The organism is Pedobacter gandavensis (genome assembly GCF_032678745.1).
Lineage (GTDB): Bacteria > Bacteroidota > Bacteroidia > Sphingobacteriales > Sphingobacteriaceae > Pedobacter > Pedobacter gandavensis_C.
In genome coordinates this window covers 763,894-782,729 of record NZ_JAVTST010000001.1, presented here as the reverse complement: position 1 = coordinate 782,729, position 18,836 = coordinate 763,894, and the positions used below count along the sequence as shown (strand labels likewise).

General features: G+C 40.5%; 11 protein-coding genes. 5 read left to right on the top strand and 6 right to left on the bottom strand.

The features are described 5' to 3' along the window. Position 1: 1 nt before the first annotated feature. The gene (locus tag R2S10_RS03065) at positions 2–1,759 is read right to left on the bottom strand and encodes an FAD-dependent oxidoreductase (RefSeq protein ID WP_316838969.1); all 1,758 of its coding nucleotides are present in this window, start codon (positions 1,757–1,759) and stop codon (positions 2–4) included. A 165-nt stretch (positions 1,760–1,924) separates the two neighbouring features. Between R2S10_RS03065 and R2S10_RS03060 the strand changes: the two genes are divergently transcribed. After that, complete coding sequence (locus R2S10_RS03060) at positions 1,925–3,172, top strand: DUF5018 domain-containing protein (RefSeq protein ID WP_316838968.1); 1,248 nt, start codon at positions 1,925–1,927, stop codon at positions 3,170–3,172. 107 nt (positions 3,173–3,279) lie between these two features. Here the strand turns inward: R2S10_RS03060 and R2S10_RS03055 are convergent, their stop codons facing one another. The 4 genes from R2S10_RS03055 to R2S10_RS03040 are packed head-to-tail and all read right to left on the bottom strand — an operon-like array spanning position 3,280 to position 10,673. Next, positions 3,280–4,881 carry a beta-N-acetylhexosaminidase gene (locus R2S10_RS03055; RefSeq protein WP_316838967.1) on the bottom strand — a complete coding sequence of 534 codons (1,602 nt, stop codon included), beginning with the start codon at positions 4,879–4,881 and terminating at the stop codon, positions 3,280–3,282. A gap of 23 nt (positions 4,882–4,904) precedes the next feature. Beyond that, positions 4,905–6,161, bottom strand: coding sequence for a family 16 glycosylhydrolase (locus tag R2S10_RS03050; RefSeq protein WP_316838966.1), 1,257 nt, complete (start codon positions 6,159–6,161; stop codon positions 4,905–4,907). 36 nt (positions 6,162–6,197) lie between these two features. Next, the gene (locus R2S10_RS03045) at positions 6,198–7,706 is read right to left on the bottom strand and encodes a RagB/SusD family nutrient uptake outer membrane protein (protein ID WP_316838965.1); all 1,509 of its coding nucleotides are present in this window, start codon (positions 7,704–7,706) and stop codon (positions 6,198–6,200) included. A 9-nt stretch (positions 7,707–7,715) separates the two neighbouring features. Beyond that, complete coding sequence (locus R2S10_RS03040; RefSeq protein ID WP_316838964.1) at positions 7,716–10,673, bottom strand: TonB-dependent receptor; 2,958 nt, start codon at positions 10,671–10,673, stop codon at positions 7,716–7,718. 343 nt (positions 10,674–11,016) lie between these two features. Between R2S10_RS03040 and R2S10_RS03035 the strand changes: the two genes are divergently transcribed. Beyond that, entirely contained in the window at positions 11,017–15,066 is a 4,050-nt protein-coding gene (locus R2S10_RS03035; protein WP_316838963.1) for a two-component regulator propeller domain-containing protein, read from the top strand. A 7-nt stretch (positions 15,067–15,073) separates the two neighbouring features. Here the strand turns inward: R2S10_RS03035 and R2S10_RS03030 are convergent, their stop codons facing one another. Beyond that, a complete protein-coding gene (locus R2S10_RS03030) occupies positions 15,074–15,736 on the bottom strand; it encodes a DUF6766 family protein (protein WP_316838962.1) in 663 nt (220 codons plus the stop codon). Positions 15,737–15,944: 208 nt separating this feature from the next. On the opposite strand from R2S10_RS03030, the gene R2S10_RS03025 reads away from it, so the two are divergent. The 3 genes from R2S10_RS03025 to R2S10_RS03015 are packed head-to-tail and all read left to right on the top strand — an operon-like array spanning position 15,945 to position 18,817. Continuing rightward, positions 15,945–16,655: a competence protein gene (locus tag R2S10_RS03025; protein ID WP_316838961.1), complete on the top strand. Its 711-nt coding sequence runs from the start codon at positions 15,945–15,947 to the stop codon at positions 16,653–16,655. Positions 16,656–16,712: 57 nt separating this feature from the next. Beyond that, entirely contained in the window at positions 16,713–18,248 is a 1,536-nt protein-coding gene (locus tag R2S10_RS03020; RefSeq protein ID WP_316838960.1) for an alpha/beta hydrolase-fold protein, read from the top strand. A 47-nt stretch (positions 18,249–18,295) separates the two neighbouring features. Continuing rightward, a complete protein-coding gene (locus tag R2S10_RS03015; RefSeq protein WP_316838959.1) occupies positions 18,296–18,817 on the top strand; it encodes a hypothetical protein in 522 nt (173 codons plus the stop codon). Positions 18,818–18,836: the final 19 nt, after the last annotated feature.

Genomic DNA, 18,836 nt, shown 5'->3' with positions numbered 1-18,836 from the left:
ATTAGATGATTGTTTTACGACTACTGAACATATTATTCGGGTCCTTACTATAGGAATCTTTGATTTCTTTCAGTCGATCATAACTGTCCTGAAAGTAAACTCTGGTAGGAATGCTATCATCTTTAAAACTGATGAAGGCTCCATATGTGCCTGGAATATCGTAATTACGACAAACCTCTAACCAGTCAATCGCACGGTTTACATAAGGCTGCACCAATGGATTAATTTGCTCGTTGTCCCACCAAACCTGATACTGCACGGTATAGGAACATTGTTTATAAGCAAAAGCACTCCCTTGCGGAAAGCGGATACCATTGTAATCGTAATTTTCATAATATTCACCAGAGATGGCACCTAGCGTAAAATAGGCACTAAGGCCTTGTGCTGTTCCTTTTTCATATAAAAGATTAGATTCCAGGCTTTCAATCAATTTCCTTCTACGTGCTTCGGCCAATAGACCGTCGGTAGTTGCCCTGGCAAATCTTGAGGTAATTTTATGGGGAGCGGGGTAGTCCATTTCAGGAGGAATGGCTTCAAAATGCTTTGGCAGTGCAGAAGTTTGGTAAATGCCTTCAAGGAGGGCGCTTTTATTTGCATCCGTATCCCATTTCACAATCCTGTCCCATGCAGAAAAAGTACTCCATGCACGTCTGTTCAGATCAGGAACTGCTGTCAGCTTAGCCGATGCACCATCGCCAGTGTTATTGGACAATGCAGCCTCTATACTATCTTCAAATTTGATGTTGTACTGGCCATATTGTTGAGCAGGGAACCACTCAGTAGTTATGATTTTTCTTAAATTGTTTTCGAAATCGTATTTGTTTTTGAATTGCGCTTTACTGCCCATGTAATAACCATAGAAATAGCAGTCGTGCAGGGATTTGTCTATTGGGGTTTTATCTGTATCATCTTTGTGTTTGGCCACCACCTTGAGGTTGGTCCCCAATAAGTCCTTATTTTTATCATAGGCAATAAGTTCTTCCCAACGTTTTAGAATCACAGTTGCTGGCGGAATAATTCTACCGGGTTTTGGCTCCCATGAAACCGTAAACTTAGTGGTGAAATCCGGTAGTGTGAAGGTTTTATAAATAAGTTCGGTAACTATACCGTAACTCATGCCTCCGCCGCCGCGCAATGCCCATAAGAGCTTACGATCTTCTTCATTCAGGTCTTTTACAGGTTTACCATCATATTCCCGAATCAATTTATTGTCTATAATGGTTCTGTAGGAGCCATCGCCAAGAACAATAGTCACCCCGGCAAGGCTTTCGCAACCCATACCTTTTTGGCGTGTCCAGGGGCCCCAGCCACCACCGAAGGTAAATCCAGCGATGCGTACCGAGAAGCAGGTACCATGTGGCAGGCCTACATTCTTTGCATTCATTGCCTTAATCAGGTCCAGAAACTCGATCCCAGGTCCTATACTTGCGTAGTTTTTTGCCGCCTGGATGTTGACAGTCTTCATACCAGATAGGTCTATCACAAGGGCATCCGTACCTGAGCATTCGCCTTCATGGTCATGACCACCGGAACGGACTCTCAAAACTCCTTTATAGTCCTTATTTACAATTTTCATCACGTCCGATACTTGTCTGGTGTTTTCGCAAAATACCATTGCTGTGGGACGGAATTGATAATAGGTGTTGAAAATTTGCCTTTTAAGATTGTATTCCTCATTCGTTTCTGGCGAGTCGTACAGGATTTCGGGCATGTTGTCTTTTGGGAGATATTTTTTCAATAACTCAATGATGTTTGCCATGATTTGGTTTTTAAGAGGTTAATAATTAATAAAGTAGGGTAAAATATTTAAAATAAGCAAGTACCTCCCATAATAGAATTTCACTATTGTTACATTAGAATCGAAAAAGCTATAGCTATTTAGTCAATAATATAATCCTATTTTAGCGCTCTTAAAAAAAAATCAATGAAAGTACATTATTACGCGCTCCTGTTCCTCTTTTTCCTATTCAGTTGTAAGAAGGGTTCCAATGTTACTCCTGAACCGGTTAAGAGTAGCGAAAAGAAAATAACATCGTTTAAATTTTTAGTAGCTGGCACTGAAGTGCTGGGTGTTATTAGTGACTCAGATAAAAGTGTTAAGGTCAGTGTTCCCTATGGCGTTGACATCAAAGTATTACATCCGGTAATCTTAGTTTCAGAGAAAGCAACAGTTGAGAATACTATTTCTGCTGATTTTTCAAATCCTGTTACCTATCAGGTGATTGCAGAGGATGGCACTAAGCAGGATTACCAGATTTATGTAACGGTTAACGATCCAAAATTTAGTGTCGAGCCCTATTTAGGTTCAACCTTTCTGGAGGCTGGACCAGGCTATCTCTTGCTAAAGGGAAAAGGTTTTGGAACTGTGGCCTCAAAAGTCAAGCTGATACTTACCAATACTGTCAGTTTAAAGGAAACGAAATTTTCCACTTTTACCTCATTGAAGGATGATGAACTAGGATTTACTATCCCAGAAAACTTCCCTCTTGCTATTTATAACGTTCATTTGAGCGTTGATGACGTTGCCTTGCTACTTCCTTTTACGTTAAAAGTGCTTAGTCCTACGCCAGTAATTGAGTCTTTGAATGGCTCTATATTATCAACAACTGATGTTTTAAGTATTAATGGTCATTTTTTTAGCGCTGATCCTTCGCTGATTGTTACCTTAAAATCTAAGGAAAGTAAATATTCTTATGTTTTGAAGTATCCTCACAAGACTTTCCTGGACATTAGCTCCAATAAAATCCAGCTGCCATTAACGGATATACCTGCAGGGCTTTATACCGTACAAGTTAGTTTAAAAGGTCTCCTTTCTACGCTAAAAGATCTGCAGGTCTTTTATCAGCCTACCCAGACAGGCGAAATAATTACCATTGATAAATCCAACTATACAGAGCCTTACACCTTCCGTAAGAGTGATAAATTGAAGCTAGGAGTTAGATATGTGAATTACGATGATAAAGTGAAAGTTAAGTTTTATCCACTTAAAGGAGGTTTGGTGTTCATTAGTGATGCTAAAATTACTGCTATGGGTATAGATGGAACCAATATAGAATGTTCTTTGGTTAACGTAAATGAGGGTAACTATAAGATTCATATTGAGGTTGGATTTAGAGACGGTGAGCCTCATGAACAAACCATCAAGATTAACCAATCCATTTCAGCGCTTTAAAAGCTAAGCACTGATGATATAAAAACAAAGGAGCCCGATTGTACGATCGGGCTCCTTTGTTTTACCGCATTTTTTGCTCATTCCATTTTACATAAAACTACAATTGATTATTTAGACTCAGCTGTAGAATCTAATGAGCTCTTGTGATAATTTGCCTTCCAAAGCTCATAGCGGTTAAACTGCTGCTTCAAACGCTTTTGGAAATCATCCCAGTTTCGGTTTTCCTTGCTGCTCCAAACTACTTCGCTCAAGGCAGACATCCTTGGGAAGATCATGTACTCTATTTTTGAGGGGTTATTCATGTATTCTGTCCAGACATTTGCCTGTGCGCCAAGAATATATTTTCTTGACTCCAGAGGAAGATCTGCTGGAATAGGCTCATAGCTGTACACCTTTTCTAAGGTGGTCATGCCAGGCATGGTTAATGAATCTCTTTTCGCAGCTGGGGCGTAATCAAAATACATATAATTGCCTGGGGTCATGATCGCATAATGATTTTGTTTTGCGGCTTCAATTCCTCCAGCTTCACCGCGCCAGCTCATTACCGTCGCATTTGGCGCTAGTCCACCTTCCAGGATCTCATCCCATCCGATAATGCTTTTGCCTTTCTTATTGATGTATTTCTCCATGCGCTGTACAAAATAGCTCTGTAGCTCATGCTCATCTTTTAGCTGATGGTCTTTCATCCGTTGCTGACATTTCGGGCATTTCTTCCAGCTTGTTTTCGGACATTCGTCGCCACCGATATGAATGTATTTGGCTGGAAAAAGCGCAACCACTTCATCCATTACATCTTGAAAGAAAGCAAAAGTCTGCTCATTTCCTGCACAGAAAACATCGTCAAACACACCCCAGGTTTCCTGAACTTTATAAGGTCCACCGGTACATCCTAAATAACTGTAGGCGGTTAAAGCTGCTGAAGCATGGCCGGGCATTTCAATTTCCGGAATAACGGTGATGTAACGATCAGCAGCATATTTTACCACTTCTTTGATCTCTTCCTGGGTGTAAAAACCACCATGCGGTGTATTGGTATTTCCATTGCCCGGCAGGAAACCGGTAATGGTACCTTTACGTATGGAACCTAATTCTGTAAGTTTTGGATACTTTTTAATTTCAATTCTCCAGCCCTGATCATCCGTTAGGTGCCAATGAAAATAGTTCATTTTATGAAGTGCCAGGTAATCAATGTATTTTTTCAGAAAGGAGACCGGAGAAAAATGACGGGCTACATCCAGGTGCATCCCACGGTATTGGAAGCGAGGTTCATCCTTAATCTGTACAAAAGGAATGGCAATCGTCTTTTCTTTTGTTGTTGGATCCAGGAGTTGAATGAAAGTCTGAATGCCATAAAAGATACCTTCCTCGGTTTCGGCTGTAATAAAAACACCTTCCTTCTTTACCTGAAGGGCGTAGTTACCGGGAGTGCTACTTGTTTTATTGCCTAGACTAAGGTAGATACCTTTAATGGCAGTTCCCTTGTTATGCTTCAAGCTAAAGCCATAAAACTTGCTTAGATATGCATTAAGAAAGGATGCTGATTTTTGCAGGCTTTGCTGCTTAAAGACCACCGGGGTTTTATCAGACAGGTTAAAATTACCCTTGGAAGTACTGATGACTTCCAGGGGTTGAGGAATGATATTAAATTGGGCATGAAGTTCTGCTTTGAACAGCAGTAATGTAAAAATGCAAAGAAAGAATTTGTTCATTTGTGTGTGTGTTTTCAATAGAATTATAATTTGTTAAAGTAAAGGTCATCGCCGTAGGCCGTGCCGGCAACTGGTTTATACATATAAACGGTAACCGAGGAATTCGTCGCTCCGGTAGTAAAAGTTACTGAGGAGTTGGTATAGCTGGTATTGGTAATTGCAGCATTTACGGCAGCACCGCCATAGTTTTTAACGCCGAACATGGCAGATTCTCCTGCGGTACTTACTTTTGCATATCCTCCAAAAACGTAGGTGGTATTTGGACTCAAACCGGTAATGACCTGCTCTAATGAAGTCTCGCCACCTTGCTGTCTGATTGCTTTCGTACCTGATCTGAAATTAGCAGTTACTACAGCAGTATTTCCTGCAGGATTCCAGGCTCCCCATGGTGATAATACACTGTCCTCAAAACCTGAATTACCCAAAACTGGCACTTCCTTATACACTCGGATGTAATCCACATTCATATTAAAAGGAAGGTCGGCATTGGTAATCGCTCCAGGCCATCCTGCACCGCCAGACTGATTTAAAATCAGGTAAAAAGGCTTGTCAAATGGCCATTGTAATGAGGTAGCACCAGCTGCTCTGTTATAGGTGTACTGGAGTACATTGTTTACATAAAACTGAATGGCTGTAGGGCTCCATGTGATGCCGTAGATGTTATAATCGCCAGTGTTATAAGCCGTGGTTTTAGTAGCAGAACTTCCACCAGAAGGACCGGTCACGCTACCATTATGAATCGTTTGATGGACGGAGTTCTCGTAATTTACATGCTCCATGATGTCTATTTCACCACTGTTTGGCCAGTCGCCATAAGCCACAGGCGTTTCCGGCATCATCCAGATGGCAGGCCATGAACCTTGTCCTTGTTTAAATTTCGCTCTGACTTCTACCTTTCCATATAAGAAGCTGAATTTTGTAGAGGTCTGAATTCCTCCTGAATGGTAGGGTACAGGATCCCCTGGGATCACAGCATTGTCCATTTTCAAGACCAGATCTGTTCCATTCTGAACCACATAATCCGTTGTAGAGGTCAGGTATTTTGCCCAGGCCGGAGACCAGCGCGGACTATAAGTCCATTTGCTGCTATCGAAAGTCCCTGTTGTGTTAAATTCATCAGAGAAAACAAGGTCCCATGTGGAGCTAAGTGTACTGGCAGATTGGGTCACACTAGCTTTTGCCTGGCTTTTTAGGGCAGTCTGGTCAGGACCTGGTTGCAGGGTTTTTGAACAAGAAAACAAGAGGATGGAGCCGCCCATCAGCAGATTCATAATTTTCATAATTTTGTGTTTAGGTGATTGATTGATAATTATAGTTTACTTGATAATAGGCAATGGGGACCAGTAAAACTCATGTGTAGCATCATTTGGGACGCCTTTTAATGGAAGTTCTGAAGGGTCGCGATCTGCGGCAGCTTTTGCTACAGTTTCCGTTCTGATCAGGTCAAACCATCTTGCAGCAGGTTCAGGACCAGCAAATTCCCAGCCTTTTTCTGCAATTACTGCTTTTCTGAAGTCAGCTTGATTTAAGCCCTTAGGCAGTTCGCCTAATCCGGCTCTGTTTCTTACTTCATTGATGGCCTGGTAAGCCGTTTCATCTGGGCCGGCAGAAGACATTGTTTTTGCTTCCGCATAAGTTAGGAGTACTTCTGCATATCTGATCATATAAACAGTTGCGCTTCCCCACCAGTCGTTCATTTTATGCGTTACTGGATCATAGGATTCATCATCTCTGTATTTTAAGAAATAAGGGTGCTTATGGGTCAGTTTTGTATAATCTACTGCTTTTGCAGGGTCGTTACCCAGAAAGTAAACCATTTGATAGGTCGCATCTTTCCTTGGACCTGCAGGGAATTTGTTGTAAAAGGCAATCTCTCCGAAAGCTTCATCCCAACCACCTTCTTCGCCAGGGGCAAAGTTAGGAGGGCCCATCTGAGTACCATTACCCCAATTGTCTCCGTAATCCCAGATACTTGGCATGTTTTTATTGAAATAGCAGGCAAATACGGCTTCTTTATTTAACCTGGAATCTTTATCCCAAAGTTCTGCATAGCCATTTACGAGGCCATAACCCCAGGTTGCTTTACCATCTATTACTTCTTTGGCTTTTTTAGCGGCGAGGTCATATTTGTCGGCTTGTTTCAATGGCCATCCCGCCATGGTCAGGTATACATTAGCCAACAATGCTTTTGCTGAGCCTCTTGTTGGCAGGATATCCGTACTGCCTTGTCGTCTTGGCGCTGTCCAGGCATCAGGAAGCATGCTCTCCGCTTTCTGAAGATCTGCGATCAGCACCTCGTAAATTTCCAGTGGTGTAGCATTGCTTTTAGGCTCCAGACCTGGCTGTAATGGCATTGGTACTGCACCCCATGTACGGGTAAGGAAGAAATAGGACATGGCGCGATAAAAATAGCCAACGCCAGCTGAGTTGTTCCGTTGCAGTTCAGTGGCCTCCGTTGCTTTTGGATAATTCTCAATCAGGGAGTTGGAAGATTTAATGGTTTTATAGAAATAGTTCCACCAGATGGCCATCCTGTCGTTGGAAGAGTTGGCCTGAAAGGTATCGAAATTCGAGAAGCCCATTTTATTTCCTCCTGCATGGGTCGTAATGTCATCACTACCAAAAGTGGTGGCAAGGCCACCGGTTTGATTCCAGGCCAGGTTATAGGTTAAAGCAATACCCAGGGTAGCTGAATTCAGGTCTTCGGCAGTTTTGTAGAAGGTTTGAGGCGTGATGCTCCCTTTAGGATCTTCCTTTAAGAAATCTTTCTTGCAGGAGGAGACAAATAAGGTAGGTATCAGGAGGGTGATAAGATATTTTTTCATTTGAATAGTTTAAAAAGTTAGGTTAAGCATGATAGTGAAGGTTTTTGGAGAAGGGTAGGCACCTAAATCAATGCCGGCATCTGCGTCACTATTTGCGTTGGTGGAAGTTGCCTCAGGGTCAAATCCTTTATATTTTGTGATGGTAAATAAATTCTGACCGCTTACGGTAAGCTTTGCATTTCCATATTTCAGCATGCTTTTAGGTAATTTATAGGATAAGCTGATGTTTTTTAGTCGGGCATAACCAGCATTTTGTAGAAACTGGGTAGATTCAATGTATTCTTTGGCTTTACTGGCCGGATTTGCCCATAGGGAACCTGTATTTTGTGGTGTCCAGTAATTGGCTGCCTCAGCAAGTGTTGGATAGGCGACATCGCTACTGGCGATTGCAGATGCAGCATAGGTGGCATTGAAAACTTTGTGTCCATAAGCACCCTGAACAAATACATTCAATTCAAAATCCTTATAGCTGAAGTTATTGTTAAAACCCCATTGTACTTTTGGTGTGGCATTTCCGGCAATGACCATATCTTCATATCCGATCACGCCATTTCCGCTCACATCAGTGTATTTATAATCACCGGCTTTATGGCCATCAACATCAGTTTGGTAAACTCCTTCCCATGGAATCAGGTAAAATGAACCCAGGGGTTGTCCTACCTGAATCACCTGGATATCAGAATTAATTAAACCACCACCGATACGGGTACGCTTGATCATAGTTTGATTACCAAGACTTACTACTTTATTCTTATTGAGCGCGGCATTCAAACTGGTATTCCATTTGAAATCAGTATGGTCGATGGCATTAAAGTCTATCAGGAATTCAAAACCTTTATTATTCACTGCACCGATATTTTTCAGGAGCTGGCCACCACCAAGGTAATTGTCGATCTGCGTAAACAGCAACATGTCTGTAGTGTTCTTGTTGTAATAATCAGCGGTGATGTTCAATCGTCTGTTGAAAAAGCTCATGTCCACACCGATATCCGTTTGTTTTGTAGTTTCCCATTTGATATCCGGAGTACTTGGATTACCCAATGTATATCCCTGGTAAGAGGTACTTGTTCCATAAGAATAATTTACCGGACTTAATAAACCCAGTGTACTGTAAGGGGCGATGGATTGGTTTCCGGTTACACCCCAGCCAGCTCTAAGCTTAAGCGCGGAAAAGACATTCAGCTTTTTGATGAAGGATTCTTCCGACAGGTTCCAGCCAAGACTTGCTGAAGGGAAATTACTCCATTTATTATCTCCCTGAAACTTCGAAGATCCGTCTCTTCTCATCGTCACTGTTGCCAGGTATTTGCCATTGTAACTGTATGCTGCTCTACCCATAAAAGAGAGTATAGACCATTGCGAGTAACCTGAGGAAATACTTTGAGCGGTATTGAGGCCTAAATTATAATAACCGTTAGAGGTGGTACTCAAACCCGATCCATTTGCAGAAAAGCTATTGGAAGTATTTTGGGTGCTTTCTTCAACAGCGGTGATGGTTAAATCATGTTTTTCATTGATCAGCTTATGAAAGGTCAGCACGTTACTATTCTGAAAATTATAGTTTTCAGAAGAACTTTGTGCGGATTTCATATTGCCCGGAGAAATCCAATTGTTAGAAAGTGAGGCAGCTTTCGATAGGTTAAGGTCTAAGCCAACAGTAGAGGTAAAGGTTAACCAGTCTGTAATGTTGTACTTTAGGTTACTATTCAGCATTGCAATATTGGCAAACACATTATTGTCGCTTTCCATGCTGGTCATATAAGGATTTGGCCAGATCGGGGATAATCCGTTACGATTATATTGTTTGGTCGCCTCGTCTTCGTAAACAGATTCTGTAGGTGCCCAGGCGATCGAAGCCATCACTGGATTTGCTTTTGAAGTTTGAACGCCGTTATTCTTGGAGTTGATGCGTTGGGCAAAAATGTTGACTCCTAAACTGATCTTGCTGCTTAATTTAGCTTCCAGGTTTGAGCGGAGTCCAAATTTCTTTTGGTTGGTATTTACCAATAGTCCATCCTGATCACTGTAAAAACCAGAAACATAATACTTCATGTTTTCATTTCCGCCGTTCACAGCCAGCTGGTGATTTTGTGTGATTGCATTTTTAAAAAGCAGGTTTTGCCAATCTGTTGTTTTACCTGCATAAGATTCCGGGTTGGCAATTACAGTTGTTCCGGCCGAAAGATTGGCCATATTGGCATAAGTTACCGCATCCATCAGCTTGTACCTTTTCATCGGACTGTTGAAGCTAATGAAGCTGTTGTAAGCAATATTTACCGCTCCAGATTTCCCTTTTTTGGTGGTGATGATGATTACGCCGTTTGCACCTCTGGATCCATATACCGCAGTAGCAGAAGCATCTTTTAAGACATCCATAGATTCAATGTCATTCACATTGATGTCTTGGATGCCGATACTTCCCAGTGCTAAACCGTCTACAATGTATAAAGGTTCGTTACTTCCACTTACTGAATTTGCCCCTCTGATCCTGATTTTCGCTTGTCCACCGGGTGCTCCAGAGCTTTGAGTAACTGAAACACCGGCTATTCTCCCTTGTAAAGCAGAAGAAGCATTCATCACTGGCTGATCCTTATACGCATCTGCCTTTAACGTGGAAATAGATCCAGTAAGATCTTTACGTTTTTGTGTACCATAACCAATTACGGCGACAGCCTCCAGGGTTTTAACATCAGATTCTAAGTCTACATTAAGTACCTTTTGGTTATTTACTGCGACTTGCTTTTCTTTAAGTCCAACGTAGTTGAATATTAGGGTAGCATCTGAGGGCGCATTTATTGAAAATTTACCTTCAGGATTTGTTTGTGTGGAGGTTGTGCCTCCCTTTATTCTAACCACAACCCCTGGTAAAGGGGCGCCATCATTAGTTACTTTCCCTGTGATGACTTGTTGGGCAAAGGCGGTAAAGCCAGAAAAAACAACGAGCATGAGCAGTGTCAGTCGGCGCATTAATGGCTGTTTGAAAAGAGAAAAATTGGGTAATCGATTGATCATAATTAATATTGATTTGGTTAGTTTTTTTGTATTGAGAATTTTGAGATCGTGTTCCGCCTGAATTAAAATTCGGTCAGAATAAAACAGCGTCTGAAGAGGCCTGTGTTTTCATAATATTTGGTTTAGGTTAAGTTGAGGGCGATAAGATGTGGTGAATCGCTTTGCTAAGATATATAGGAATAGTAGGCAGCAAAGGGGGTGAAGTAGTTAAAAAAGGGGGGTAAATTGACTGTTCCCCATTCTAAAAAGGCAAATAATACCTACATTCAGCGATACATATCAATACCAATTGCCCGACATGTTCAATCAGCTTAAGCGTTTTGCAATAACTGTTTCATTATTATGGATCACATACCCCTTATATGCGATAGACTTTTCTTCTGTATTCTATCTGGGGATTGAACACGGTCTTTCCAATAATGAGGTGAATTGTATTTTTCAGAGCAAGAATGGCTTCATGTGGTTTGGGACTTTCGATGGATTAAACCGTTACGATGGGTATAATTTCAAGATCTTCCGGAAAAAGCTGGATGATAAAAACGCGCTTGTCAACAATAGAATTCAATGTATAGCGGAAGATGCGGCTGCGAATCTATGGATAGGAACTATGGGTGGTGTATCGATCTATAATCCTTCTCAGGAAAAATTTACTACGCTTTATTTTAATAGCTTTTCAAAAGGAGGCAGGCAAAAGGTGGACAACACCACTGTGTTAAAAAAAGACCTCAATAATGACATGCTGATTGGCACTGCTAAAGATGGTTTGCTGCTCTATGTAAAAGAAACTGGAAAGACCATTCAGATTCCACTTAGAACTTCTTCCGCCGAGCGTATTTCGTATCAGGTGACAGCAATTGAGATTGATCAAAAGAATCAGGTATGGTTGTTTATTGATGGCATAGGTTTATGCAGGTACGATAGAAAATCACATAGGGTTGCACTGGTCAGTAACACCTTAAAATATGCGGCTTCCGTTAAAGCTGATGGTGCAGGGAAGTTGTGGTTGGGTACCACTTCAGGGATCTATCATTATATGGTGTCGACGGGGAAATACTCCTTTAAGCCATTACCCAGGGCGGTAACCAGTTTATATTTTGATCAGCCGGATAGACTTTGCATCAGTACCGATGGTGGTGGGATCTTTATGATGAACATCAATGATGAGCAGATTACGCATCCTTTAACAGTTAATGGGGAAGAGATCTTTACCAGCACTGCGATAAAGGGGATGTTAAAAGATACCAAAGGTCGGGTTTGGGTGGCTACCTTAAGAGGTGGGATCAACATCATAGATGATCAGAGGTACCGTTTTAAAACCCTTAGTCCCGGGCCGCTCCAAAGAAATGAATACCATAACTATTTTATTTCTTCTTTCGCAGAGGATGCTGCTAATCAGATCTGGATCGGGACAGATGGGAATGGGCTAAATCGTTGGGACCGCAGCAAGAATCAATATGTAAACTATAAAAAGGCCGGTAAAACGGGCTTAAGCAGTAATAACATTACCACCATTTTAAATGACCACCAAAATACCATTTGGGTTGCTACCTGGGGTGGTGGCATAAACCGTTTCAATAAATCGAATGGCTCCTTTGAGCATTTTAGCTGTGTAAACCCAGCCAATGGTTTAGAATTTAAAAATGTATGGAAACTATATGAGGACGCTTCGAAAACGTTATGGGCAAGTACTTTTGATAACGGAGGTTTATATCGGTTTAATCCGGGGCTTAAGCGTTTTGAGTTATTTGATGGTACCATTGGAAATATACTTTGTTTCCAGGAGGATGCTAAGGGCAATTTATGGGCGGGCACGGACAATAAGCTAATCCGTATCGACAGGAAATCTAAAAGACATCTGGTTTATCATATTGGGTATAGAGTCCGGGCTATCCTGGAGGATAAAGGAAATAGCTTATGGCTGGGAACAGAGGGCGGAGGATTGCTGTTGCTGAATACACTTAACCGGAAGATTATCAGGTTCACAGAAAGCGAAGGCTTACCAAATAATGCGGTATTGAATATCCTGGCAGATGATAATGGTGCTTTATGGTTAAGCACTTTTTATGGGCTTTCGAAATTCAATCCTGTAGATAAAAAGTTCCATAACTTCTTTGCTTCGGATGGATTGCAAAGCAATCAATTCAGCTATCTGGCTGCCTCGAAATTAAAATCCGGGGAACTGATGTTTGGGGGGATTAAAGGCTTTAATCTGTTTTCTCCGGAAAAAATAAGCTTTTCTAAGGACAAACAGCAGATTTTGCTTACTGCAGTAAACATTGATAATGTACCTTTAAACGATAGTATAAATGCAGATTTCATCAAGAAAAGAAGCGCCGGAGTGATTGAAGAATTAGTGATACCTTATCATAAAGCCTCTTTATCCTTCGATTATATCTCGCTGGAATACTCCAAACCCGATAAAATCAATTATGCTTATTTTCTTGAAGGCTGGGATAACAATTGGATTAATGCAGGTAAGGTAAGAACAGCAAATTATAGCCGGTTAAAAGAAGGGACTTATACCTTACACATCAAAGCCAGTAACAGTGAAGGGGAATGGGGAGCTGAAAAGTTAGTAAATATTGTGGTCTTACCGCCATGGCAACGTACCTGGTGGGCTTACTGTCTATATGTTGCGGTGATTTGTGGGCTGATTTATGTATACATCAGGTATAAAAGAGAGCAAATTGACCTGTCTTATAAAGTGCGTCTGGCGCAAATTGAAACTGAAAAGGAAAAAGAACTCAATGAAAAGAAACTTTCCTTTTTCACCAATATCACTCATGAGTTAAGAACTCCGCTGACACTGATTGTGAACCCTGTGAAAGAGTTAATCGGCAAGACGGAAGATACGTTAAAGCAGGAACTTAAGGTCATTTACAGAAATGCTAGTCGACTGCTGACTTTAGTAGATCAATTGATGCTTTTCAGAACTACAGATCAGGAAACCACTAAGGTTCAAATCGATGAATTAAACCTATACAGTTTGTGTAAAGAGACTTACGAAAGCTACCTGAAGATTGCCTTAAGCAAAAACATCCGATATGAGTTTGAGTGTGAAAATCAGGATCTGAAGATTTTTGGGGATTATGAGAAGCTGGAAATCATCTTTTTCAATTTGCTTTCCAATGCCTTTAAGTTTACACCTCCAAATGGTCAGATTCTGTTTAAGGTAGTGGAGCATGAGTTTGATGTGGAGGTTTTTATTAATGATACTGGCTGTGGAATTAATGAAAATGTGAAGAATAAACTATTTGAGAAGTATTATAAGGAAAAAGACAACTCCAAAAACAAGGAAATAGGCTTCGGAATTGGCTTGTATCTTGCCAAGCAATTTATTGATTGTCACAAGGGAGAACTGAGCTATTCCAGCTCCCCGAATAATGGGACTTCCTTTCGCATAAAACTGAATAAAGGTTTGTGGTTTGACGCATCCATTAAGGCAGAGCTGCAGGCGAATAAATTAGTCGGCAGGGCAGAGCAAATTCCAGAAGAGGTAATTGTTCATCCACCAGTCATTAACACCCTGGAGATCACTCAAAAAAGATCCTTGCTTATCGTTGATGACAATGTTGAATTGAGGCAATACCTGAGGAAGATTTTTACCAATCAGTTTGTGATTTATGAAGCGGAAAATGGCAACCATGGCTTTGAACTGGCACAGAAAAACTTACCTGATATTGTGATCAGTGATGTTCTCATGGAGGAAGGAAATGGGGTGGAACTCTGTAAGAAAATAAAAACTGACCCAGTACTTAACCATATTCCTGTGATTCTTTTAAGTGGTCTTAGCTCTTCGGATAGTAAATTGAAGGGGATTGAAAGTGGTGCAGACGATTACATCGTTAAGCCCTTCGAAAAAGACTTGTTGCTGGCCAAAATCAACGCTGTTTTAGATAACAGAGATGCTTTACATCAATATTTTAGAGATAACATCACCCTTCGGAATAACAACCATAAGATATCTGCGACTTATAAGGACTTTCTGGAGAAATGTATAGCCATTGTTGAGGAGAACTTAAACAATGAAGACTTTAATGCTCAATGGCTGGCCAGGTCTTGTAATTTAAGCTATTCTATCCTTTACAAAAAAGTGAAATCAATTTCAGGATTGTCCTTAAATGTGTTTATCAGGTCTATTCGTTTACGTAAAGCAGCATTGTTGATGTTAAGCACCAATACGAATATTAATGAGGCCGCGTTTAAGGTGGGAATTTATGACATCAAGTTCTTCAGGACGCAGTTCAAAAAGCTGTATGGGATGAATCCTTCGGATTATATTAAGAAATACCGGAGTTCCTTTAGTAAAGAATTCAATTTGATAAAGCATCAGGATGTGTTAATGTAGCCATTACCTATTTTCCGGTTTCCATATGCGGGGAGTCAACTGGTTTTGATTCTGGTGATCCTTTTTGTCTGAGATAGATGGTTAGAAAAACAATGGAGGCTACTGACAGGAATTCGCTCTGCCAATTTTGAAAGGTCTCGAACCAAAATTCGGGCTGTCCAAGATAACTCATTACTGTTTCTTCTGGTAGTTGTTTTGCCAGTCGCTCAACATTGTTATTTTGCCAACTGCCATATAGATGGAGTGCCCAACTGAAGAAAAACAAGATGGCAAAGGAGATGGAGAGCGAATTATTATAAATTTTTAATATCCATCCTCCTTTTCTGACGGCCCAAGGTGCGTCTTTTGAAGGCTTTGGTTCCCTGTCAACTTCTTCAGGCTCATCGAGTTTTTTAGATTCCGCTGAGCCGATTTGGCGTAAAGATACCGTGAGCAACACATATAAAGTCATTTGCAGGAATTCGCTTTCAAAGTTTTCGAAGGTCGCAGAAATGAAGTGGCCGCTTTTTATATAGGCAATCAGCTGAAGTGGATCTGCATGATTTTCTTTTAATTCCTGATTGTGCTGCTTCCAGCCGGTCAGAGCCTGGGCTGTAAGGGTGATCAGGAATAAAAAAAGAAAAACTATAGTTAATCCGTTTCTATAGAAAAAAGAGTGTGTTTTTTTCATATCGAGATGATTTGTGTTAATCAACAATGCCCATACGTTTTGGTTTTAGAACAGTTCATCATTTGAAGAAGGGAATTCCCGGCAGGGATACTTTAGCATTCCTATTTAGGCAACTCATAAAATCAAAATCTTGAATTTCTTTATATATTTTGATTACTAATTACATTAGTATAGATTTGCAGTGTTGCTAATATTTGAGGCGAGCTGTATGGATTTCAACACTTCATTATTTCCAGATGACCATAGACCTGCGCTGATCAGTACGGATCAGCAACAGCTATTGAGAACCTATGGGGAGAGTCCATGGCACCGTAACTGGAAAAAGGTTTTTCCAGCATCATATCGTGAAGTAAGCTTTGAGGATAAGGACTTGGGAGAGCTGCACAGAGCTGATATATATACTCCTTGCGGTACGACACTTGAGTTCCAGAACTCGCCAATCTGCCTTCAGGAAATGGAAAGTAGGGAAGCCTATTACCCTAAATTGGTTTGGGTACTCAATGGAAAAAAGTTCAAAGGTTTCCGAATTTTAAAACATTTGCCGGATGTAAATGATCCCAGGCTTTCGGGTTATGAATTCTGCCATACCGATCATCTTTCTATGATCAGAAAGCAGGATCTTTTGCAGGGTAGAGGCAAAACAAAGGTTTTAAATTTCCTGCATCCTGAGCTAAGGAGTATCCCTTTAACCAGTCATTACTATTCTTTTTGCTGGAAGCATCCGCATCAGGTATGGTATCAGTCAAAATGCCCACTGATTGTGGATTTGGGCGGACATTTCTTATATCAATTGAAACAACGCAAGCAATTATCCGGAGATTATGCGTACCTGCATATGATTCCCAGGAAAGATTTTATTGCCCAATATCTGGGTACCGCTACCGGTGTTAAATCAACAGATTTCCCGATTAGGATGTAACAATCAACAAGATATCAGGTCAAATCTTTTCAAATTGATTCTCTTATTTATCTATTGATGAAACACAAATCTTTTATCTTATTCAGCCTTGTAGTAGCGCTCTGTTCTCATGGCAACCTCGCTCAGGCTCAAGACACTGTAAGAAGTGTCGTTGAAACAGGTAGACTTGACTCTTTAAATTCGACCATATTAAAAGAAAAAAGACTGATAGAGGTATTTACTCCTCGGAACTATAAAGCAGGGAGTACCGATAAATATGATGTGCTTTATGTGCTCGATGGTGGTAACTGGAATACAGGATTAATAGCTAAGATTCAGGGATTTCTGGAGAACGAGCAGTCTATGCCTCCCACCATAATTGTAAGTATACTAGGTATCGACCGGAATAAGGACCTGACCCCAACGCATGTAGCTAGTTTGAAAACATCCGGTGGGGCAGATAACTTCCTTGGCTTTATTAAAGATGAACTGATTCCTTATATCAATCAAAAATACCCTTCTAACGGTGAGAATACACTCTGGGGACATTCATTTGGTGGATTATTTGTGGTGAATGCCATGCTGAATGCCCCAAAAACATTTAAGTCTTATATCGCTGTAGATCCAAGTTTTTGGTGGGATAGTTCTTATTTGCCAAAGATTACTGCCGGTAAATTATCCGCTTTGAAAGATGCGAACATTACCTTGTTTATGAGCGGAAGAGAAGGACAGGAAGGTGCGACGATGAAGATTGACACTATGGATCTCATCCTTAAAAAACTAGCTCCTAAAGGGCTAACCTGGAAAAGTATTCGATACCCTGATGAAACACATAGTTCAATTAGGTTTAAAAGTACTTACGATGGTTTGAAGTTTTCTTATGGCTGGCTGAATAATGGCATTGATTTTCATCCGACGAATGGCATCATATTAAAAGACAAGCCCATTACGGTATGGTATTTTGGCGACTCAACAAGGGTACGTTACACTTTAGATGGAAGCAATCCTACACTCAGCTCCGCTAAAATACAAGATGAAATTGTGATCAACGATGCGGCAAAAATTACGGTAAAGCAGTTTAGCAATCGAGAACGCTTTGATAAAGTTAAAACGGGAATTTTTACCAAAGGAAAGACTTTAGCACCGATATCCAAACAAAGCAAGCTGCAGTCGGGTGGTTTTCATTATGACTATTATGAGGGAGAATTTGATAAGGTTGAGGATTTAAAAAAGAAGAGTCCACAGAAATCCGGGATCACTAATGCTGATTTTGACATAGCTAAATTACCACGTAAAAACAACTTCGCCCTGGTGGTTGAGGGAGTGCTGGAAACAAAAGAAGAGGGCTATTACGGATTTGTTTTAGACGCTGAGAAGGGTTCAAAATTATACCTTAACAACCAGCTAATCATACATTGGGATGGTTCTAATACCAATCGCAATTCTCCATACTCTTATATATTGCCATTAACTAAAGGGTTTTATACGCTTCGCCTAGAACATATACGTAAAAATGAAAACTCTAAATTAAAATTAGCTTACCTTACTCCAAGTATTTTTGCTACTAAACAGGCGGTTCCTATCCCTTTAAATCTTCAATTTGGAAAGCCGTAATGCGGCAGGGATATTGGGTCAAGACATTGTATTAACCATCTCTCATTATGAAAGGATTTCCAATAGTATTTACACTTCTAATATTCAATTGTTTATTATCTAAAGGTCAAGATATTACCGAGGTTAATATTAAGCCGAATAAGAAAGCGGTCGACATACGTCTTCCCATCATGAAGGCTATGGCGCATAACTTCAATAGTGAGCTTTTACATAAAACACCGAAAGACTTACCTTATTTTATTTCAATCGCATTGGGCTTTGATGAGAAGGGAAAGATAGATACGGTCTTTTTTTCTAAGAATATTCCTAATCGTACTTTAGAAACAATCAGACTTAATACTGAATTAATCAGAAAAATTAAAGCCATTGGGATAGTCTCTAATGACTATAAATCAAAGATCGCGATATTTCCAATTTTGTTCAATAGAATGGACGATAACGGAATAGATTATGAATCGGGTTTTCTTAAAGATTTTGTGAACTTATGGCCGGATTTTGGTCCTTTAGAAAAAAGACCCTTGGTTCTTTTAAAACCTTACATAAATTCATATCATGAATCCCATAAATAGTAAAATCTGGTGTCTGCTG